Raw genomic sequence first — 19,851 nt, 5'->3', positions numbered from 1 at the left:
CCACCCGTCAATGGATCGGTACGCCGAAACCTGGGAGTGCGCGATGGCCGCCAATGACGACCTGAAGGCCCTCGTGCGCACCATTCCCGACTTTCCCCGACCCGGGATCATGTTCCGCGACATCACCACGCTGCTGCTCGATGCGCACGGTTTTGCCGAAACCGTCCGCCGCATGGCCGCCGCTACCGCCGGCTCGGTCGACATGGTTGCGGGGATCGAGGCCCGGGGGTTCCTGTTCGCCGCCGCGCTCGCCATGCGGTTGGCGGCGGGCGTGCTCCTGATCCGCAAGGACGGCAAGCTGCCCGGCGCGACGATCGCCGAAGACTATGCGCTGGAATACGGTACCGACCGCATCGCGCTGCATCACGACGCGATCGTCCCCGGCCAGCGCGTGCTCCTAGTCGACGACCTGATCGCGACCGGCGGCACTGCGCGCGCGGCGATTCGACTGCTGCGCAAGGCAGGCGCCGTCGTCGAGCAGGCCCAGTTCGTCATTGACCTGCCCGATCTAGGCGGCGCCGCGGCGCTTGCCACGGACAATTTGACGGTCTCCACGCTGTTCGCCTTTGCGGGGCATTGATCGTCGTCGCCACGTACGACCGACAAGGAACCGTCATCTGCCGGCTACGTTCTTCCCGTTGCGGCGCGTCTTGCCGCTCGCTCCTCGTATCGGAGACAGGTCATGAAGATCCGCACGATTGTTTTCGCCGCGGTCCCGTTCCTGGCACTTGCTGCGTGTAGCCAGGGCTATGGCTATTCGGACGTATCGGTCGGCTATGGTACTGCCGGCTATTATGGCGATTTCTACGATGGCGCGTACGGCGCGCCTTATTATGGATGGAATAGCGGCTATTATTATCCGGGGTCGGGTTATTACGTCTATGACCAGCAGCGCCGCCCGATGCGCTGGACCGATGGCCAGCGCCGTTACTGGCAAGGCCGCGGTAACAATTGGCGTGGCCAGGGTGCGCGTAACGAAGAATGGCGCGGCTTCGATCGCGGCCCGTCGCGTGGTGGCGGTGACGGCTATCGTGGCCAGCGCGGGCGCCAGCGGCGCTGAACGTTTCCGGTTTTGATTCGTCAGGGCATTGTCATCGGTTTCATCGCCGTCATTTCGCTGCCCGCCGATCCCGTAAGGCTGAGCTTGACGAACATGGTCCATCCCGTCGGCGTCCTGCCATAGATGGGGTTCAGAGCGGCCGGCTTGACCAAAACGAAGCCGCTGGCACCGATGGCGGCGGCCAGCGGGCCGGCGAGCCGCAGACGATGCGCATAGCCCAGCTCGCCCCGCGTGATGCGGAACGTGCGGCCCGCCAGCGGGCCGGGCGTGTCCCCGAACAACTCGTCATTGGCGACATTCTCGATGCGACCGAAGAGCGCGTGATTACGGCCGATGTTCCAATTCGCCTCGCCGATCCAAGCGGTCAGCGACGGGCCCGGCAGTTTCGACTTGATGGAAAAGCCGGCCAGCGCGGACAGGCCGCCGCGCGCATATTGGACGGTGGCGATGGTCCGCGCCTCGTCGATCGCGGGCTCCAACGCCTCGGGGCTGGTCAGGCGTCCATGGCTGATCTGTAGTGCCCAGTAAGGCGACGGCGTCCAGGTCGCGCGCAGGCTCCACGAATCGAGCCTCGGCCGCTCGATGTCCCAGCGGCGCTGGTCCGGCTCGCGCCCGCGAAACGCGGACCCCTCGACCTGCCAGCGATTATCATAGAAGCCCGCGGTGACCACGCCATAGGTGATGTGGGTGCTGTCGAACCAATGGTGCGTGATCGGCGCGAGCGGCAGGAACTGTGCCGACCGGCGATGCATGAACGCGCTTGGGCCGAGCGCCGGCTCGGCGACCGGCCCGCCGTACACGAAGCCGGTGACGCCCCCACCCAACGGCGCGTCGAGCCGAGCCGACAATTCCATGAACAGATCGTGGGGGTGCTGCCGGTCGACCAGGGGCCTGACGCCGTCGGCGGTCTCCCCGGTCGCGAACAGGCTGGGATAACCCTTGGCGCCCATCAGCGGCTCTAGGCTGAGCATCCCGCGCAAGGCCAGCGTTGCGCCGCCCAGGTCACGGCTGCCCTCGATCATCGCCATCGATTCGACGAACGCCTCGCGACGCCCGCGTGGCCCCGATTGTTCGGTATAGGCGCCCCAGGCAAAACCGTGGACCATCACCGTCCAGCCGCCAGCCAGGAGGTGCAGGCCCGGCATCATGCCTTCAGCGGCGGGGAGCCGCGCCGTGCCCGAGCCGCTACCGGCAGCGGACGATCCGGTCATGGCCATGTCGCCCATGGCGTCGAACGTCATGGAGGGTGATGGCGCAGGCGCAGGCGCAGGCATCGGCGCATTCGAGGACGGAGAGGGTGAGGGACTGGCGGCGGGTTTGTCCGGCATCGTCATGCCGGGCATCGATTGGCCGGAGACGGCAAGGGCAGCCCGCCCGCGGCGATGGCCGCGAACAATAGAGGACGGTTCATGTGCATGCTCCAGGAAAGGGGGTTACGGCGGCCGGTCGGCCGGCGGTCAGCCGATTCTGGGCGGGGGCGGTGCAGGTCTCGCGTCGCGGCCCTGGACGAAGTGCGCGGTCGTTCGCGTCGGTGCCAGCGCGCGTGCCGGCATTGGCGTGACCAGCCGCGAGCCGGTCCAGTCCCCCGCCGGGATGCAGCCGATGCAGAAATGGCACGATGCCGCCTCACGAGGCATCTTGCCGGGAACGGCCATCCTGTGACCGGCGCCCCCGGCAAGCGTCGCCTCGGCATTCATGGCATGGCAGGACGGCACGGCAACTGCCGGTGACGTGCCGAGCATCAGCAGGACAGCGATGAGCAAGCGCCACATACGCCCGCCATAGCGCACAACCGCCGCGCGCGCCAATCCGTCCACAGCTGAAGAGCGCTCAACTGTGAAGGAAATGCATTACGTCGCCGTCCTGGACGATGTAATTCTTGCCCTCGGCGCGCAGCTTGCCGGCCTCACGCGCGCGTGCCTCGCCGCCCAGCGCGACGAAATCCTCGAACGCGATCGTCTCAACGCGGATGAAGCCCCTTTCAAAATCGCTGTGGATCGCGCCCGCCGCCTCGGGCGCCGACGCCCCGGCATGTACGGTCCAGGCGCGCGCCTCCTTGGGCCCGACGGTGAAGAAGGTGAGCAACTTGAGCAGTCCATATCCGGCGGTGATGACCCGCGCCAGCCCAGTCTCCTCCAGTCCGAGTTCAGCCAGGAAGTCGCCGCGTTCGTCGGCCGGCATTGTCGCGATCTCCGCCTCGATGGCAGCGGAAACGACTACCGCCTCGGCGCCCTCTGCCCTGGCCTTAGCGAATACCCGTGCTGAACGCGCGTTGCCCGTCGCGGCGTCACCCTCATCGACGTTGCAGACATAGAGTATCGGCTTGGCGGTTAGCAGCTGGGCCTGGGCGAAAACGCGGCCCTCCTCGATGTCGCGAGGCTCCGTCAGCCGGGCGGCCTTGCCGGCGCGCAGCAAGTCGAGCGCCTGGCCGAGTACGGCAGCGGCGACCTTTGCTTCCTTGTCCCCCTGCGCCGCCTTCTTGGCGAAATTGGGCAGCCGCTTCTCCAGGCTGTCGAGATCAGCGAGCATCAACTCGATCTCGACCGTCTCGGCATCGGCGATAGGATCGACGCGGCCCTCGACATGGGTGACGTCGCCATCCTCGAAACAGCGCAGGACGTGGACGATCGCGTCGACCTCGCGGATGTTGCCCAGGAACTGGTTGCCGAGCCCTTCGCCCTTGGACGCGCCGCGCACCAGCCCGGCGATGTCGACGAATGACAGCTGGGTCTCGATCACCTTTGCCGACCTGGCGATCGCGGCGAGCTTGTCCAGCCGCGCGTCGGGCACGCCGACATTCCCGACATTAGGCTCGATCGTACAGAAAGGATAATTCGCCGCCTGCGCCGCAGCGGTCTCGGTCAGCGCGTTGAAGAGCGTCGACTTGCCCACATTGGGCAAGCCGACGATGCCGCATTTGAAGCCCATGGTCGCTCGCTTTGCAATCGAAAGGCGGCCATCTAGGCAGTGCGCGCGTCGAAATCCACCCATGGCTGAAGCATGGCTAGGCTGGATGGAGCAAGGATGGCTCAGTCCGAGCGTTAACCGCCTTATTCGATCGTCAGGCTCATAGGTTATTGTATCGCTAACCAAATTGTGGCATATTTGTGTTGGTCGATCGGGGGCCGTGATCGACTTGACCGGGGGGTTGGCAGATGATTCGAACGATTATTGCAGGCATCGTGGCTTGTACGTGTCTGTGGGCCGTTCAGCCGCTAACCGCGCAGATGCGGCGCCTGTCCCCTCTGCCACCCGTCCGCGCCTCCGCGCTCAAGCCGCATTCAGCCCGGCTGGGCGCGCGATTGCCGATCCGGGGAACCTTCCAGCCGTTGGGAGGAATGATTCGCCCGCGCTTCAGCGGGGGCATGGCGGACATCTATCCAGTGGCGTCTTCGGGTTGGCGCTTCTCCGTGGGATCCCGCTATTTCTCCAAGACCAACTTCTGGGTCGCGGCGGAACAGGCGACCAACGGCAAGCTGGTCGACGTGCGCGGCCCGCGCGGCGGTCGTGGGCTGGCGCGTGGATTCAGCCGCTTCACCCCCGCAGCAACGATGGGCTATGATTTCGAACTGGTTGCGGGCCTAGTTGCCGGTATCGAAGGCGGCGCGCTGATGGGGCGCGCCTATGCGATACCTCGTCCCGGCAGCGCCTATCGGGCCGGTGAAGGCGGCGGCACCGGTATGCGTGGCAAGCTCAACCCCATCGCCAACGTGGCGCTGCACTACGCCTTCTGAAGATCGGCCCTTCTGACTGTCGGCGGCGGTCGGGCGGCGTCCGGTTATCGATAGTTGAAGCTTATGCTGATCCGTTCGGCCCTGGCATTGTTCGGCATCACTTCATGGCGCAGCCAGCTTTCCCATAGCAGCACGCTTCCCTGCCGTGGCGCAACATGGACGAACGTGTCGGGCCGCGATGGCGCCGCCATCATCAGCGGCAGGCGCGGATCCTCCAGCCGCAGCGCGCCCGATCCCGACGGCACTGCCAGATAGACGGTACCTGACACTACGCTGTGCGGGTGGATGTGCCCCGAATGCGTGCCACCGGGCCTGAGGATATTGACCCACAGACTGTCGAGCTTCAGCTTCTTGCCCAATTCGAACCCACAATCGCACGCGAACGCCGCGACATGGCGGTCGAGCAGCCGAACGAGGCCAGCGATCCGCGGATCGCGGCGCGGCAAGTCGTTCAGCGAGGCATAGGAAGTATAGCCGCGATACCCATGCGCGCGCGACCAGCGCCGCCCGGCGCGATCGTCGCGGGCAAGATCGCGGCAGGCATCGGCCAAGTCGGCAACCAGCGCATCGTCGTCCAGCGACCCTTCGTACAATTGCGTAGCGAAGAGCATGCGCGAGGCCATGGCGCCGTTTTGGCCGCAGGGTCCGCACTTGCCAAGGCGCTAACTCCTAACGCTGCATCCGGCTGAGATCGCTCATCGGCATCATCGCGTGATTGAGATGGGCCATGATCCAGATCGATCCGATCAGCACCAGCCCGACGATCAGCAGCCCGAACGCCAACGCCAAGACATTGTTGGTGTTGTCGGGACCGGTCGTGATGTGGAGGAAGAATACCAGGTGCATCCCCATCTGGCCAATCGCCAGCGCGACCAGCGCAACGGGCACCGCGGGCCCCCAGACCAGCCCGGTCATCGGCAGGACGAACGCCGCCGCGGTCAGCAGCGCGGCCAGCGACAGCCCGATCGCATAGCCGCCGATCGCCTTGCCCACCGATGTCCCGTCCTTGTCCCCGGGAGCCTTTCCGACCCGCGCCATATCGTCGCTCATGCGTTCGCTCCCAGCAGGTAGACCATCGTGAACAGCGCCACCCAGATGATGTCGAGCGCATGCCAGAACAGCATGAAGCACGCGATACGGCGCCGGATGTCGTCGCGAAATCCCTTGGCCTGGACCTGCGCCATCATCGTCGTCAGCCATACCAGCCCGAGCATCACGTGCAGCCCATGACAACCCACCAGTGCGAAGAAGGCCGACAGGAACGCGCTGCGCTGCGGCCCGTGGCCAGCGGCGATCAAATGGGTGAACTCGTACAATTCGATCGCCAGGAACGTCGCGCCGAGCAGCGCGGTGACCGCCATCGCCGCCTGGAACCAGGCGCGCGAACCTGCCGTCGCCGCGACGCCAGCCAGCCCGCAGGCGAAGGACGACAGCAGCAGTGCGGCGGTCTCGACCGCGACCAGCGGCAGATCGAAGATGTCGCGCCCCGCAGGGCCCCCGGCGGTTGCCGGCGTCAGCACCGCATAAGCGGCGAAGAAGCCGGAAAACAGGATGAAGTCCGACAACAGGAAAATCCAGAAGCCGTAAGCGACGACGATCTTCTGCGGCGCGGGGCCGCGCTCGCTGATCGGGACGTCGTCGCCATGTCCGAGCTTGTGGGGGTCGGCGGCCTGGGCGCTCATGCCGATCCCTCGCGCAGGTCGAGCAGGGTCGTCTGACCGGGACGGCGACGGCGGTCGATCCGTTCGACTTCAGCGGCGGGGATCGTTCGGTCGCTCTGGTCGCGCCAGGCAAATACCACGAAGGTCGCCCATGCGCCGACAAAACCGACCCCGAGCAGCCACCAGATGTGCCAAACCAGGGCAAAGCCCATCAAGCTCGCGAAGAACGCGCAGATGATCCCAGTCGCCGAATTGCGCGGCAGGTGGATGTCCTCATAGGCCGGCAGATCGCCTGGCTGGCGTTGTTCACGCGCCTTCGCCTTTGTCCCCCAATAGGCATCCTCGCCTTCGACATTGGGTATGATCGCATAGTTGAAGGCATGGGGAGGCGACGTCGTGCTCCATTCCAGCGTCCGCCCGTCCCACGGGTCGCCGCTGGTATCGGCAAGCCGCTCGCGGTCGCGGATGCTCCTCCAGATCTGGATGATCTGGCAGGCGATGCCCGCGGCGATCAGCACCGCGCCGGCCCCGGCGACGAGCAGCCACGGATGCCAGCCGGGCACGTCATACCGCTGCAGCCGGCGGGTCATTCCCATCAGGCCAAGCACGTAAAGCGGCATGAAGGCGACGTAGAAGCCGGTGATCCACAACCAGAAGGCGCGCTTGCCCCAGGTCTCGTCGAGCTGAAAGCCGAACGCCTTGGGCCACCAGTAAGCGAGGCCCGCAAACGCCCCGAACAGCACGCCGCCGATCACCACATTGTGGAAATGCGCGACCAGGAAGACCGAATTGTGCAGCTGGAAATCGGCCGGCGGCACCGCCATCAATACGCCCGTCATCCCGCCGATCACGAACGTCACCATGAACCCGACCGCCCATAGCATCGGCGTCGAAAAGCGGATCCGCCCGCCGTACATCGTGAACAGCCAATTGAAGACCTTCACCCCGGTGGGTACCGCGATGATCATCGTCGTCACGCCGAAAAAGCCGTTGACGTCGGCGCCCGCGCCCATCGTGAAGAAATGGTGCAGCCAGACCATGAACGACAGGATGCAGATCGCCATCGTCGCCAGCACCATCGAGCGGTAGCCGAACAGCGGCTTGCCCGAAAAGGTCGCGACCACCTCGCTGAAAATGCCGAAGGCCGGCAGGATCAGGATGTACACCTCCGGATGGCCCCAGGCCCAGACCAGGTTGATGAACATCATCGCGTTGCCGCCAGCTTCGTTGGTGAAAAAGTGAAAGCCGAGATAGCGGTCGAGCGTCAGCATGCCCAGCGTCGCGGTCAGGATCGGAAAGGCGGCGACGATCAGGAGACTGCTGGCCAAAGCGGTCCAGCAGAACATCGGCATGCGCAGATAGCCCATGCCGGGCGCGCGCATCTTGAGGATGGTGGTGACGAAATTGACGCCCGTCAGCAGCGTGCCGACCCCCGATATCTGGATCGCCCAGAGGTAGTAATCGACCCCGACCCCGGGTGAGAAACGCAATTCGGACAGCGGCGGGTAGACCACCCAGCCGGTCTGCGCGAACTCGCCGATGAACAGGCTGATGTTGATCAGCAGCGCGCCGCTCGCGGTCAGCCAGAAGCTGACCGAATTGAGCGTCGGAAAGGCGACGTCGCGAATACCGAGCTGCAACGGCACGGCGAAGTTGATCAGCCCGATCATGAACGTCATCGCGACGAAGAAGATCATGATCGTGCCGTGCGCCGAGAACACCTGGGCATAATGATCGGGGGGCAGATAGCCGTCATTGCCGAACGCGATCGCCTGTTGCGAGCGCATCAGCAGCGCGTCCGAAAACCCGCGCAGCAGCATCACGCTCGCCAGGAGGCAATACATCACGCCGATCCGCTTGTGGTCGACGCTGGTGATCCATTCGCGCCAGAGGTAAGGAAAATGTCCCGCGCTCCAGACCCAGACGAGCATGCCGGAGATCGCCAGCGCGACGACCAGCGACGCGATCGTCGGCAAGGGCTGGTCGAGGGGAAGGGCATTCCAGCCGAGCTTGCCGAACATCACCTGGCTTTCCCGTCGACCGCGACTCGCGCCGTGCGCGTGCCGCTGTCCCTGACGACGGCGTCGAACAGGCCACCGGCGACCGCGCGATAGGTATAGGGCGCCACATTCTGGCTGTCCCTGAGCAGGGTCATGTAATTGCGGCCGTCGAGCACCGGCCCCTGCCGCCGGGCGCCGGCGATCCAGGTGGCGAACTGCCCGGTCGGGAGGGCATAGACGGTAAAGGCCATGCCCGGAAATCCCTTGCCGCTGTAATTGGCCGACAGGCCCCGATACGCGCCCGGCCGGTCGGCGCGCAGGTTGAGCACGGTGGTCATGCCGGCCATGGTATAGATCTGGCTGCCCAGCCGGGGGACGAAAAAGCTGTTCATGACGGTCGCCGAGGTCAGCCGGAAGCTCACCGCCTGCCCCGCGGGGACGACCAGCCGGTTGACGCTGGCGACGCCCAGGTCGGGATAGATGAACAGCCATTTCCAGTCGAGCGACACGACCTCGACCCGCAACGCCCGCCCGCCCGCGATCGGCCTGGCGGGATCGAGGTCGTGGCTGCTGATCCAGGCGATGCCGCCCAGGAAGATCACGACCAGCGCGGGCACAGCCCAGACCAGCAGTTCAAGCCGCCCCGAATAGGACCATTCAGACCGGTATCGCGCCTTGGCATTGCCGCTGCGAAACCACCACGCAAAGCCCAGGGTCGCGACGATCACCGGCACGACGATCGCCAGCATGATCGCCAGTGAATCGATCAGGATAAGATGTTCGCCCCCGGCGACCGGCCCGACGGGGTCGAACACGCCGGGCTCACAGGCAGACAGCAGCACCGCCGCACCAATTGCCGGCACGGTCCGCGGCAGCGGGCGCCGAATATGCATGCGTGGCCCTCCAGTCTCCAGTCGCCGCCTCTCCAACCGTTGGTGTCGGCGAGCGTTCCGGCCGGCCGCGATCAGTTCTTGATCTTCCAGCCGCGCGCCAGCAGCACATAGCACAGGATCGCCAGGCCGGTATCGAGCAGCAGGACCGCCACGCCGCCGACCAGGATCGGCGAATCGGACGTGCCCAGAAAACCATAGCGAAAGCCCGAGATCATGTAGAAGAAGGGATTGGCATGGCTGATCGCGCGGAACGCCGGCGCCAGGCGATCGACCGAATAAAAGGTGCCCGACAGCAGGCCCAACGGCACGACCACAAAATTGGTGACCGCGGCGGCATGGTCGAACTTGTCCGCCCAGATCGACGTCAGCACGCCCAGGAACGACAACAGCGCCGATCCCAGGAAGCCGAACCACAACACCGCCCACGGATGATACGGCCAGACCCCGACGCCATAAGCCGCCATCGCCAGCCACACGATCGCACCGACGATGAACGCCCGCGTCATCGCCCCTGCGACCAATGCCGCCAGCAGCTCGGCGGTCGATAGCGGCGGCATCAAATAATCGACGATCGTCCCCTGCATCTTGCCCGCCAGCAGCGAGAAGCTGGCATTGGCGAAGGCCGGACCCATCATGCCCTGGCTGATGATCAGGCCGGGGGCGATGAAGTCGGCGAAAGGCACCGCCACGCCGCCGACCATCACCGCGCGGCGCGCACCGGTGGCGAGGGTGAACACGATCAGGAACAGCAAGGTCGTGATCGCCGGTGCCCAGATCGTCTGGAGGTGCACCTTGAAGAAGCGGCGCACCTCCTTCACATAGAGCGTATACAGACCCTCCCAGTTGACGCTCCGGATCACGGGCACGCCGGGGGCGGTCATCAACGGCGGATTTTCGTCAGGAGTGGTGGGGGCATCCATTGGCCAAGCGGGTAGTCGCTGGAGCCGTCGCCCGCAACCGCACCCGGCATCAACACGGGAAGGATTTGCATGAGTTGGACCGATGACCGCATCGATACGCTGAGGACGATGTGGGAAAAGGGCATGACCGCCAGCCAGATCGCCGAGGCGCTGGGCGAGGTCAGCCGTAATGCCGTAATCGGCAAGGCGCACCGCCTGGGGCTTCAGGCGCGCCCGTCGCCGGTTAAGCCCAACGAGCCCGAAATCGTGGTCGCCCCTTCCGAACCGGAGCCAGCGCCGATTGCCGCCGCGCCGCCGCCGCCGCCGGCCCCCCGGCCCGCGCCGCCGGTCGAAGAGCCGCGCGAGGCGGCCGTCGAATCGCCGTCCGCCGCCGCCCCGGCGCCCGACGCGCCGCCCCAGCCGGTCATGCGGTCGGTCGGTCCGGGCGGGTTCCTGCGCCAAGCCCCCGGCGAGCAGCAGGCGCCGATCGCGCCAGCCCCGCCGCGCCGGCTGGTCCCGGCAAAGCCGTCGGCCGATGTCGCAGGCAAGACCGGGCTGCTCGACCTCAACGACCGCATCTGCAAATGGCCGCTCGGCCATCCCGGCGAACCCGACTTCCACTTTTGCGGCGAAAAGGTGAATCCGGGCTTCCCCTATTGCGTTGCTCATTGCGGCCATGCCTATCAGGCCCAGCTGCCCCGCCGCGATCGCCGCCCACCGCCGCCGCTGCCGTTCGGCGGCCCGCGCGTCCGGTAGGCGGGCCGATCGGCGCATGAACTTCCACCGCGCCGCCACGCTGCTTGCCCTGTTTGCCATCCTGCCGGGCGCGGCGGGGGACGGCGACCTGGCGGCGCGGATTGCCGGGCGGCTCGCCGCGGCCAGTCCCGGCACACGGTTCGGGCTGGTCGTTGCCGATGCCGACCAGCGCGACATCGTGGCGATCCTGCCCGATCAGCGCTTCATCCCCGCGTCCAACACCAAGATCTTCACCACTGCCGCGGCGTTCGCCACGCTGACCGGGCTCGACGAGCCCGACACGACGGGCGGCGCCTCGGTCCGGCTGGAGGGGCGCGACGTGGTGCTGGCGGGCCATGGCGACGCGCGGCTGTCGAGCGCCGACGATTGCGCGGTCGATTGCCTGGCGACCTTGGCAGATGCCGTCGCCGCCCGGGCGCGCATCGTCGGCGACGTGATCGGCGACGACAGCCTGTTCCCCGACGAGCGCTGGAGCCCCGGCATGAGCTGGAACAACATCCCGACGCGGTCGGGCACCGGCATCTCGGCGCTGACCCTGGACGACAATGAACTGGCGGTGACGGTTATCCCGGGGGCGGCGGGGACAGCGCCGACGGTGGCGGCGCCCGCTTACTACACGATCGACAATCGCCTGACGACGACCGCGACGGGCAAGAGCGCGTTGGGCTTCGACCGCGCGCCCAACGCCTATGCCGTGCGGCTGACGGGCATTGTCGCGGCGGGCGACGGGCCGGTGCGGCTGCGGATGGGGATCGACGACCCGGCGCGCTATGCGGCGTGGCGGCTGGCGGCGATGCTGCGCGCGCGGGGCGTGCGCGTGACCGGCGCGATCGGCGTGCGCCACCGCCCGCCGACCGCGGCCGACGATCCGGCGACGCGGGGCTCGGCGCCGGTCGCGCGGCCGAAGCGCGCGATCGCGCTGGCGACGCTGACCCCGCCGCCGATCGCCGCCGACATCGTGACGATCAACAAGGTCAGCCAGAACCTCCACGCCGAATTGCTGCTGCGGCGCATCGGACTGGCGGCGGGCAGCGGATCGATCGCCGACGGGCTGGTCGCGATACGCGGCATGCTGGCGCAAGCGGGGGTGCCGGCGGCGGGGGTCGACCTGTCCGACGGATCGGGCATGTCGAGCTATAACCGCGTTTCGCCCCGCGCGATGGTCACCCTGCTCGGCTGGATCGCACGCCAGCCCTGGGGCGCGCGATGGCGCGCGAGCCTGCCGGTCGGGGGCGTGGACGGCGCGATTGGCCGGGCGTTCAGGGGCACCGCGCTCGACGGCAGGCTGTTCGCCAAGACCGGTACGCTCAACGCGACCAACGCGCTGGCGGGGTACATGGTCGCGAAAAGCGGCCGCACGCTGACTTTCGCGCTCTACGCCAACGACGTGCCGGGCGATGCGGGGGCGACGCAGACGATGTACGCGGCGTTACTGGCGGTGGCGGAGGGAAGTTAGGGTGCAGACCCCGCGCGCCGGATCGACGCCGCTACCGCATCGCCCGTTGCTGGCCGCAGCGCGAAGATCGAGGCCGCCGCACCGCCGTGCCGCGTCGGATGGACACGGTTGGTGAGCAGCGCCCACGCCACGCCACGCCCGAAATCGACCCACAGCCCCGTGCCGGTAAAGCCGGTATGGCCGATCGTGTCCACCGAACACGCATCGCCGCCGGGCCAGCCGGAATGCGCTGCGTCCCAGCCGCAGGTGCGGTTGCCGTTGGCGCGTTCGCGGATCGCCGCCAGGATCGCGGGTGACGCGCCGCTGCCGTCCAGCAGCCCCCGGGCGAAGTCGAGCACGCCCGCGATGGTGCCGAACAATCCGGCATGGCCGGCCTCGCCGCCCAGCGCGGCGGCATTCTCGTCATGCACCTCGCCCTTCAGGATGCGCCCGCGCCAGGGGCAGTATTCGGTCGCCACCGCCGGCGCTCCCGGCGGCGGGCCGTAGCCCAGGCCCTCGCCCAGCGGCCAGGCCGACAGCGGCGCGCCGGTCAGCCGCTCGATCGCGATGCCGAGCAGGATGAAGTTGATGTCCGAATAGACTGCCGGCCCCAGCCGCCATTCGCGCTGGAGGACGAAGGCGCGCAGCCGGGCCGGATCGTCGCCATGGGTATAGATCGGCTCGACCGCGGGCAGCGGCGTGGCGTGCGCCAGGCACGCGCGGAAGGTCAGCGTGCGCTCGACCGCGCCGGCGACGTCATATTGGCGCAGATCGGGGATCGCGTCGGTCAGCGGACGGTCGAGGTCGATCCGGCCCTGCCCGGCGAGCGCCAGGATCATCGGCGTCGTGGCGATGACCTTGGTCAGCGAGGCGAGGTCGAACCAGTGATCCGCGGTCAGCATGTCGGGCGCGGGCACCACCGCCGCGTGCCCCGCCAGGCGCACCGCCCGCTCGCCGCCGGCCGTCACCATTCCCAGGGTCGCGCCAGGCACCAGCCCGCCGGCGACCGCCGCGGCGGCGGGCGCGAACGCGGCGTCGATGTCGATCACGCGTCGTCCGGCCGCGGCTTGACCCCGGCCAGCACCGGCAGGAAGAGCAATGCGGCAAGACTGATCACGCCCGAGGCCAGGAAGAAGATGTCGAACCCGTTGAGCCCCACCCGGTCGAGCTGGCTGACCATCGTCCCGCCCGCACCCGACAGCAGCCGCGACAGCAGGAACGCGAAGCCAGATAGAAAGGCATATTGCGCGCCCGGATATCTGGGGTTAACCAGCATCGACAGATAGACCACGAACACCGCGCCCGCCATGCCGTTGCCGAACTGGTCGAGGCCGGTCGCGACATAGAGCGTCAGCTCGTCGCGCGGCATATGCGCCAGCCAGACGAAACCGAAATTGCCGATCGCCGCGAACACCGCGCCGATGCTGAGCGTCACGCCCGACCGCCAGCGCGTCACCATCCAGCCGCCCAGCCCGACCCCGACCACGCTGGACGCCAGCGCGACCAGGCCGTCGGCGCGCCCGATCTCGCTCTTGGTATAGCCCAGGCCCAGGATCATCGGCTTGGACAGATTGAGAGCCAGCACGTCGCCCATCCGATAGACCGATACGAAGCTCAACAGCATGATCGCCATGAAGCCGTAGCGCCAGAAGAAGTCGACATAGGGCCCGATCGCCGCCGACGCCCGGATCGGGTCGGTGGCGCGCGCCGCGCGGATCCTGGGCAGCGCCACCGCCATGATCAGGAAGGGCAGCATCGAGATCACCAGGACCCACGGCGTGACGTTGGTGTCCGCGCTGATCCCGGCCCCGGCCGCCGCGTTCAGGACCAGCCAGCCGATTACCGCGGTCGCCAGCGCCGCGACGCCCAGGATGATGGCGCCGGCGATCAGCCCGGTGGCCAATGCGGTCCAGCGGCCGCCCGCATGCCCAGGATCGGGGCGCATGCCGGCCAGGATCGGGAACGGCACGAACGCCGCCGCCGCGATCAGCAGATAGGCCCCCGTCCATCCCCATTGGGGAATATCTGCGACCAGCAGCGCGCCACTGCCGGCCGCGACCATCGCGGTGCGATAGCCCCACAGGTTCGCCGCAGCGATCGGGCCCTGCTCCTCCGGGGTCGGCGCCAGCTCGATCCGCCAGGCATCGGCGGCGATTTCCAGCGTGGTGGTCCAGAACGCCAGCAACACCGCGAACAAGGCGGTGACCGCCAGGCTGCCGTCCGATGCGGTGACCGTCATCGCCAGCATCGAGGTGAAGATGCCAAGCTGCGCGAGCATGATCCACCCGCGCCTTTTTCCCCAGAACCGCCCGAATCCGGGGACGTCATAGCGGTCGAGCAACGGCGCCCAGAGGAACTTGAAGGTCGGCAGCAATTGCACCCAGGCGAAGAAACCGATCACCGCCAGCGCGACGCCGTGCTCCTTCAGCCGTGCCGACAGCACGGTCGAGAACATGTAGAAGGGCAGCCCCGCCGAAAAGCCGAGCAGGACATAGAGCGCCATGCGCGAAACGCCGGTGCGCACCGCCGCCGGCGCCGCCGGCTCGGCGCTCGCGACGGGCTGTGGCAATACGACCGATGACATCGGGACTCCCTCGCCGGCCAAGCTGTCGCCGATGGCGGCCGGCGTCAATGGCAGCACTGTTGCACCGGCGCAACGCTTGGCCGCCGATCGACCGCCGCGCGCTGCAACGTCGTCGTGCCACGTCAAAGAATCGATGGCGGGATGCAACAAAAGTGTCTCTTATGATGCCGCGTCGCGCCGGGGGAGCGCGACTTTGGGGGGCTGAATACATGCGCGGATCAGGGGTAAAGTCGTTGCTGGCATCGGCGAGCATGCTCGCCGCGTTCATTGCCGTGGCGCCGGGCGTGGCGCACGCCCAGACCGCGTCGACCGACGACCAGACCACGCCGCCGGCCGCAACGCCGACCGGCGCGGCGACGCCGATCAGCGCCGATCCCGCCAACCGGGGTGACGGCACCGGCGACATTCTGGTAACCGGATCGCGCATCAAGCAGGATCCGAACAACAGCGCGCTGCCGCTGCAGATCATCACCACCCGCGATCTCAGCCGCGAGGGCATAAGCAATCCCGAACAACTGATCTCGTTCCTGGCGAGCAACGGCAACGGCGCCGACAATCTTGCATCGAATTCCGACGTGGTCAGCGGTGCGGCGCGCGGCACCAACGGACTGTCGGCGGCGAACCTGCGCGGCCAGGGCAGCGCGTCGACGCTGGTCCTGCTCAACGGCCGCCGGGTCGCCGCGCACGGGTTGCAAGGATCGGCGGTCGACGTGAACCAGATCCCGTTTGCCGCGATCGACCGCATCGAGATCCTCAAGGACGGCGCGTCGGCGATCTACGGCACCGACGCGATCGGCGGCGTGATCAACTTCATCACCAAAACCAACTTTACCGGCATCGACCTCAACGGCTTCACCGACATCACGCAGGAGGGCGACAGTCCGATCTATCGCCTGTCGGGCACGGTCGGGTTCGGCAAGCTCGACGAACAGGGCTTCAACTTGATGGGCGCGGTCAGCAAGAGCTGGAACGGGGCGCTGTTCGGCCAGGATCGCGACTTCGTAAACGGCAACCAGCCCAGGCGCGGGCTGTCGATCGACACGCGCGGCACGCCGATCGCCACCGCCTTTCCGATCAACCCGACCGCCGCCGGCGTCGGTATCACTCAGACCGGCACGCTGCTCGGCGGCACGACCGGTGCGACGTCGCTCGCCGCCAATCCCGGCTTCTTCATTCCCGGAACCACGATTCCGGCCTCGGGCGGCGTAAATTACCTGCGGCTGCCCGGCGGAGCAGGCTGCGATTCGGTCGATGGCGGGATGAATTACGATTCGGCGCTGTGGGCGACGCCCACCGCCGCGCTTGCCTGTTCATGGGACACCGGCCGGGCGGCCACGCTGCAACAACCGATCGATACGCTGACCTATTATGGCCGCGCCACGGCGCGGATCGGCGGACGGCACGAAATCTATCTTGAGGTCACGGGATCGGACGCCAAGTCGAGCAAGATCTTCTCGAACAACCAATACAGCGCCAACAACACCACGCTGCCGATCGCCTATCCGCTCAACGCGCTGACCGCGACGACGTATAACGACGTTTATTCCCGCCTGGTTGCAACCTTGCCCGCAATCGCCGGCAATTACGGCAAGCCGATCGCCTTCCGGTACCGCTGCATTGCCTGTGGCCCGCGCGAGTACCAGACCGACACGAAGACGTTCCGTGCCGCGCTGGGCGTCGACGGACCGTTGTTCGCGGGCTGGGATTATAATGCGGGCGCGTCCTATGCCAGCAGCACCGCCAGCTCGGTGCTCGGCTCGGGCTATCAATATCGCGGCACCTTCGCGAGCGCCGCGGCCGCCGCAGCTTCGGGTATCGCCGGCGCGGTGGCGGGCGGTGCCGACCCGCGCGCGCCGACCGCACCCGGCGCCAGCGCGCCCGGCATCGTCGGCCTGTTCAACAGCGGCATCATCAACCCGTTCTCGCTGACGCAGACACCCCAGGCGCTTGCCGCGCTCGACGCAATCTCGGCGCGCGGGGTAAAGCTCTATGGCGGCAAATACGAGGTGCGCCAGTTCGACGCGTCGGTGTCGGGCGGCCTGTTCAGCCTGCCCGGCGGCACGGTGCGCGTGGCGCTCGGGGTGGATTATCGGCGCGAAAGCTACAAGTTCGACGGGTCATCGGCAGGCGCCATCTCGTCACCCGACATCTTCAACGTCGCGTTCGACAATATCAATGCGCTGAGCAAGGTGACACGCGACGTCAAGGCAGCCTTTGGCGAAATCCTGTTCCCGATCTTCAAGCCGCTTGAAATCAGCGTCGCGGGCCGGGTCGACGATTATACCGGCTTCGGCTCTACCTTCAATCCAAAGGTCACCGCCAAATTCCAGCCGGTCGACTGGCTATTGTTCCGCGGGTCGTACAATACCGGTTTTCGGGTGCCGACCTTCAATCAGATATTCAACGGCGTCACGCAATCGCCAAACCCGGGCAATACCTTGGTAGACCCGACCACCTGCCCCGGCGGCGCGGTCAATCCGGCGGTCGCGGGCTGTGCCGCGATCACCCCCGATTCGCTGAGCGGCGGCAATCTGACGGTCGGGCCCGAAAAGTCGAAACAATATAGTTTCGGCGGGGTGCTCCAGGTGTCGCGCCGCTTCAGCCTGTCGGCCGATTACTGGTCGATCGCGGTCGACAACGTGATCGGCACGATCACCATTCCGCAGCTGTTCGCCAACATCGCCGCGTTCCCCGAACGGATCACCCGCACGAACGGCATCATCACCCTCGTCGACCTGCGCACCGGCAACTTCGGATCACGCCGGACGCGCGGCATCGATTTCTCCGCGCGCGGCAATGTCGATGCTTTGGGCGGCGTGTTCTCCGCGGGGTTCGACGGCACCCTGCTGCTTGCCAAGCGCGAAAAGCTGCTGCCCAATTTGCCTTATACCAACCTGCGCGGCGTGTTCAGCCTGGCCGGCGACCTGGGGCTCAAGTGGAAGCACAATGCGTTCGTGTCGTATGAACGAGACGGTTTCGGGCTGAGCTTTTCGCAAATCTATCGCGACGGCTATGCCAACCAGGCGCTGCCCGGCATCGCCAACGGCACCGTGGTGCGCCCCGATTACAACCCGCGCGTCAAGTCGTACATCATCTACAACGCGACGATTTCGCAGCGGATCGCCGAGGGCATGACGCTGGTCGCGGGTGTGAAGAACGTCTTCAACACCGACCCGCCGTTCGCGATCACGTACGATTCCAACACCGGCTCCGGCAGTTCGTGGGAACCGCGCGTCGCCGACCCGCGCGGGCGGTCGTTCACCATATCGGCGGAGGTGAAGTTCTAGGAGTCCGTCTGGAAACTCGCCGAAGAGCGAGTTTCGGTGCTCAGCACGTTTCCAAACAGATGCTAAGGACGCGGACCCTTACGTGTCCCGCACCGAGCGATAGGCGGCTTCGTCCAGCTCACCCTCCCATTGTGCCACCGTTGTCGCCACCGCCAGATTGGCGCTGGCGCTCGGCACGGTGCGGGTCATGTCGAGCAATCGGTCGAACGGCAGGACGAAGCCGACCACCAGCGCCGTCTGGTCGGGCGCGATGCCGACCGCCGACAGCACCGCCGCCAGCATGAACAAGGACGCCGACGGCACCGGCGCGGTGCCGAACGCGGCGAGCGCCCCGGTCAGCAGCACCGTCGCATACACCTGGGGGCTCATCGCGACCCCGAACGCCTGCAGCGCGAACAGGCTGAGCAGCCCGACATACATTGCGGTGCCGTCCTTGCCGATCGACGCGCCGAGCGGCAGCACGGTCGAATAGACCGGGCGCCCGATCCCCAGATTGTCGCCGGCGACGCGCATCGCCACGGGTAACGTCGCCGAACTCGATGCCGTCGAGAAGGCCACGACCAACGCATCGACGATCCCGCGGAAGAACGGCAGCAGCGGCAACCGCGCGGCGACGCGCAACAGCACGCTGTGGACGATCGCGATCTGGAGCAGCGATCCGACGACCACCGCCAATGCGAGCCAGCCGACATTGACGAACACCGCCGCCCCATTCGCGGCAATTGCGTTGGCGATCAGCGCGAACACACCGAACGGCGTCGCCTCCATGACGATGCCGACGATCCGGAGCAGTACCGCTGACAGCGACTGGAGCAGGGTGGCGACCGGCTTGCCCGGCTCGCCCGCGATCACGGTGCCGACGCCGACCAGGATCGCGACGAAGATCAAGGCGAGCATGTCGCCTTTAGCCAGCGCGTCGACGATGTTGAGCGGGACGATGCCGACCAGCTGGTCATAGGGTGTGACCGCCGGCCCCAGCGGATGCGCCGCCGCCGTCCCCAGCGGCGCGCCGATGCCCGGTCGGATGACGCTCGCCACCGTCATGCCGATTGCGACCGCGAGGAAGGTGGTCGTGGCGAACAGGGCGATCGTCCGCCCGCCCAGGCTGCCCAGCCGCTTGGGATCGGCCAGCGTGGTAATGCCGGCGGCGATCGTCACCAGGACGATCGGCGCCACCAGCATGCGGATCGCGCGAACGAACAGGTCGCCCAGGAACGCCACATACGGTGCGGCGCCAGGCAACAGGAAACCGAGCGCCAGCCCCAGCGCAAGCCCGCCGAGCACACGCCGCCACAGCGGCACCGCGAACCAGGCGCGCACCGCGACTATCGGCCGATGCCCCGGCGGCGAGCGCGGGCGGCAAGCGCGGATCGGGCACCCAGGAATATCATCGCGCCAGCCTATGGCACCGACACGGCGACCGCCAGCCTCCATCGCCCTCCGCCGGGCGGCACGGATGCCCTCGCCAAACAGCGCATTTTGTGGCATGGGGACCGCAACAATAGCGCCCGCCCGTCGTTCCGGCGCGCCCAACCTGGAATT

Annotated in this window: 18 protein-coding genes; 6 read left to right on the top strand and 12 right to left on the bottom strand. The window is 67.1% G+C overall.

Annotation, left to right across the window (positions count from 1 at the left end):
* Nucleotides 1-43: 43 nt before the first annotated feature.
* Together ACFE7K_RS05915 and ACFE7K_RS05910 are read left to right on the top strand one after the other, a co-directional pair.
* A complete protein-coding gene (locus ACFE7K_RS05915) occupies nt 44-580 on the top strand; it encodes an adenine phosphoribosyltransferase (RefSeq protein ID WP_375397247.1) in 537 nt (178 codons plus the stop codon).
* Between the two features lie 102 nt (nt 581-682).
* A complete protein-coding gene (locus ACFE7K_RS05910; RefSeq protein WP_375397246.1) occupies nt 683-1,060 on the top strand; it encodes a hypothetical protein in 378 nt (125 codons plus the stop codon).
* A gap of 20 nt (nt 1,061-1,080) precedes the next feature.
* Here ACFE7K_RS05910 and ACFE7K_RS05905 read toward each other — a convergent pair whose 3' ends face one another.
* The 3 genes from ACFE7K_RS05905 to ychF form a co-directional block, all read right to left on the bottom strand.
* On the bottom strand, nt 1,081-2,301 hold the full coding sequence (locus ACFE7K_RS05905; protein ID WP_375397245.1) for a hypothetical protein: 1,221 nt from the start codon (nt 2,299-2,301) through the stop codon (nt 1,081-1,083).
* A 216-nt stretch (nt 2,302-2,517) separates the two neighbouring features.
* Nucleotides 2,518-2,832: a hypothetical protein gene (locus ACFE7K_RS05900; RefSeq protein ID WP_375397244.1), complete on the bottom strand. Its 315-nt coding sequence runs from the start codon at nt 2,830-2,832 to the stop codon at nt 2,518-2,520.
* Nucleotides 2,833-2,890: 58 nt separating this feature from the next.
* The gene (ychF, locus tag ACFE7K_RS05895) at nt 2,891-3,988 is read right to left on the bottom strand and encodes a redox-regulated ATPase YchF (protein WP_375397243.1); all 1,098 of its coding nucleotides are present in this window, start codon (nt 3,986-3,988) and stop codon (nt 2,891-2,893) included.
* A 410-nt stretch (nt 3,989-4,398) separates the two neighbouring features.
* On the opposite strand from ychF, the gene ACFE7K_RS05890 reads away from it, so the two are divergent.
* Nucleotides 4,399-4,794: a hypothetical protein gene (locus tag ACFE7K_RS05890; RefSeq protein ID WP_375397242.1), complete on the top strand. Its 396-nt coding sequence runs from the start codon at nt 4,399-4,401 to the stop codon at nt 4,792-4,794.
* 44 nt (nt 4,795-4,838) lie between these two features.
* Here the strand turns inward: ACFE7K_RS05890 and ACFE7K_RS05885 are convergent, their stop codons facing one another.
* From ACFE7K_RS05885 to ACFE7K_RS05860, 6 genes are all read right to left on the bottom strand, one after another.
* Nucleotides 4,839-5,417, bottom strand: a complete 579-nt coding sequence (locus ACFE7K_RS05885; RefSeq protein ID WP_375397241.1) for a TIGR02466 family protein — start codon at nt 5,415-5,417, stop codon at nt 4,839-4,841.
* Between the two features lie 46 nt (nt 5,418-5,463).
* Nucleotides 5,464-5,844: a cytochrome o ubiquinol oxidase subunit IV gene (cyoD, locus tag ACFE7K_RS05880; RefSeq protein WP_375397240.1), complete on the bottom strand. Its 381-nt coding sequence runs from the start codon at nt 5,842-5,844 to the stop codon at nt 5,464-5,466.
* On the bottom strand, nt 5,841-6,476 hold the full coding sequence (cyoC, locus tag ACFE7K_RS05875) for a cytochrome o ubiquinol oxidase subunit III (RefSeq protein ID WP_375397239.1): 636 nt from the start codon (nt 6,474-6,476) through the stop codon (nt 5,841-5,843). The genes cyoD and cyoC overlap by 4 nt, the downstream gene beginning before the upstream one ends.
* Nucleotides 6,473-8,476, bottom strand: coding sequence for a cytochrome o ubiquinol oxidase subunit I (gene cyoB / locus ACFE7K_RS05870; RefSeq protein ID WP_375397288.1), 2,004 nt, complete (start codon nt 8,474-8,476; stop codon nt 6,473-6,475). The genes cyoC and cyoB overlap by 4 nt, the downstream gene beginning before the upstream one ends.
* Nucleotides 8,476-9,348 carry a ubiquinol oxidase subunit II gene (gene cyoA, locus ACFE7K_RS05865; RefSeq protein ID WP_375397238.1) on the bottom strand — a complete coding sequence of 291 codons (873 nt, stop codon included), beginning with the start codon at nt 9,346-9,348 and terminating at the stop codon, nt 8,476-8,478. Before cyoA ends, cyoB begins: the two co-directional genes overlap by 1 nt.
* Before the next feature lie 71 nt (nt 9,349-9,419).
* Entirely contained in the window at nt 9,420-10,229 is an 810-nt protein-coding gene (locus ACFE7K_RS05860; RefSeq protein WP_375397237.1) for an ABC transporter permease, read from the bottom strand.
* A 108-nt stretch (nt 10,230-10,337) separates the two neighbouring features.
* On the opposite strand from ACFE7K_RS05860, the gene ACFE7K_RS05855 reads away from it, so the two are divergent.
* Together ACFE7K_RS05855 and dacB are read left to right on the top strand one after the other, a co-directional pair.
* Nucleotides 10,338-11,003: a GcrA family cell cycle regulator gene (locus tag ACFE7K_RS05855; protein ID WP_375397236.1), complete on the top strand. Its 666-nt coding sequence runs from the start codon at nt 10,338-10,340 to the stop codon at nt 11,001-11,003.
* 16 nt (nt 11,004-11,019) lie between these two features.
* Nucleotides 11,020-12,459 (top strand): D-alanyl-D-alanine carboxypeptidase/D-alanyl-D-alanine-endopeptidase, encoded by a 1,440-nt coding sequence (dacB, locus tag ACFE7K_RS05850; RefSeq protein WP_375397235.1) that lies wholly within the window; start codon nt 11,020-11,022, stop codon nt 12,457-12,459.
* Here the strand turns inward: dacB and ACFE7K_RS05845 are convergent.
* Nucleotides 12,456-13,487, bottom strand: coding sequence for a serine hydrolase domain-containing protein (locus ACFE7K_RS05845; RefSeq protein WP_375397234.1), 1,032 nt, complete (start codon nt 13,485-13,487; stop codon nt 12,456-12,458). The genes dacB and ACFE7K_RS05845 overlap by 4 nt on opposite strands.
* On the bottom strand, nt 13,484-15,022 hold the full coding sequence (locus ACFE7K_RS05840; protein ID WP_375397233.1) for a permease: 1,539 nt from the start codon (nt 15,020-15,022) through the stop codon (nt 13,484-13,486). Before ACFE7K_RS05840 ends, ACFE7K_RS05845 begins: the two co-directional genes overlap by 4 nt.
* A 251-nt stretch (nt 15,023-15,273) precedes the next feature.
* On the opposite strand from ACFE7K_RS05840, the gene ACFE7K_RS05835 reads away from it, so the two are divergent.
* On the top strand, nt 15,274-18,309 hold the full coding sequence (locus tag ACFE7K_RS05835) for a TonB-dependent receptor domain-containing protein (protein WP_375397232.1): 3,036 nt from the start codon (nt 15,274-15,276) through the stop codon (nt 18,307-18,309).
* A gap of 78 nt (nt 18,310-18,387) precedes the next feature.
* Here the strand turns inward: ACFE7K_RS05835 and ACFE7K_RS05830 are convergent, their stop codons facing one another.
* Nucleotides 18,388-19,638 (bottom strand): dicarboxylate/amino acid:cation symporter, encoded by a 1,251-nt coding sequence (locus ACFE7K_RS05830; RefSeq protein ID WP_375397287.1) that lies wholly within the window; start codon nt 19,636-19,638, stop codon nt 18,388-18,390.
* Nucleotides 19,639-19,851: the final 213 nt, after the last annotated feature.

This window comes from uncultured Sphingomonas sp. (assembly GCF_964244265.1).
Classification (GTDB): Bacteria; Pseudomonadota; Alphaproteobacteria; order Sphingomonadales; family Sphingomonadaceae; genus Sphingomonas.
This window is presented reverse-complemented; position numbering and strand designations above follow the sequence as displayed.

Bases quoted from the DNA above. Each gene is read 5' to 3' on its own strand.
- ACFE7K_RS05905 (WP_375397245.1), bottom strand. From the start codon at position 2,301: ATGACGTTCGACGCCATGGGCGACATGGCCATGACCGGATCGTCCGCT.
- ACFE7K_RS05855 (WP_375397236.1), top strand. From the start codon at position 10,338: ATGAGTTGGACCGATGACCGCATCGATACGCTGAGGACGATGTGGGAA.
- dacB (WP_375397235.1), top strand. From the start codon at position 11,020: ATGAACTTCCACCGCGCCGCCACGCTGCTTGCCCTGTTTGCCATCCTG.
- cyoC (WP_375397239.1), bottom strand. From the start codon at position 6,476: ATGAGCGCCCAGGCCGCCGACCCCCACAAGCTCGGACATGGCGACGAC.
- cyoB (WP_375397288.1), bottom strand. From the start codon at position 8,476: ATGTTCGGCAAGCTCGGCTGGAATGCCCTTCCCCTCGACCAGCCCTTG.
- ACFE7K_RS05835 (WP_375397232.1), top strand. From the start codon at position 15,274: ATGCTCGCCGCGTTCATTGCCGTGGCGCCGGGCGTGGCGCACGCCCAG.
- cyoD (WP_375397240.1), bottom strand. From the start codon at position 5,844: ATGAGCGACGATATGGCGCGGGTCGGAAAGGCTCCCGGGGACAAGGAC.
- ACFE7K_RS05900 (WP_375397244.1), bottom strand. From the start codon at position 2,832: ATGTGGCGCTTGCTCATCGCTGTCCTGCTGATGCTCGGCACGTCACCG.
- ACFE7K_RS05860 (WP_375397237.1), bottom strand. From the start codon at position 10,229: ATGACCGCCCCCGGCGTGCCCGTGATCCGGAGCGTCAACTGGGAGGGT.
- ACFE7K_RS05910 (WP_375397246.1), top strand. From the start codon at position 683: ATGAAGATCCGCACGATTGTTTTCGCCGCGGTCCCGTTCCTGGCACTT.
- ACFE7K_RS05885 (WP_375397241.1), bottom strand. From the start codon at position 5,417: ATGGCCTCGCGCATGCTCTTCGCTACGCAATTGTACGAAGGGTCGCTG.
- ACFE7K_RS05840 (WP_375397233.1), bottom strand. From the start codon at position 15,022: ATGTCATCGGTCGTATTGCCACAGCCCGTCGCGAGCGCCGAGCCGGCG.
- ACFE7K_RS05915 (WP_375397247.1), top strand. From the start codon at position 44: ATGGCCGCCAATGACGACCTGAAGGCCCTCGTGCGCACCATTCCCGAC.
- cyoA (WP_375397238.1), bottom strand. From the start codon at position 9,348: ATGCATATTCGGCGCCCGCTGCCGCGGACCGTGCCGGCAATTGGTGCG.
- ychF (WP_375397243.1), bottom strand. From the start codon at position 3,988: ATGGGCTTCAAATGCGGCATCGTCGGCTTGCCCAATGTGGGCAAGTCG.
- ACFE7K_RS05890 (WP_375397242.1), top strand. From the start codon at position 4,399: ATGATTCGCCCGCGCTTCAGCGGGGGCATGGCGGACATCTATCCAGTG.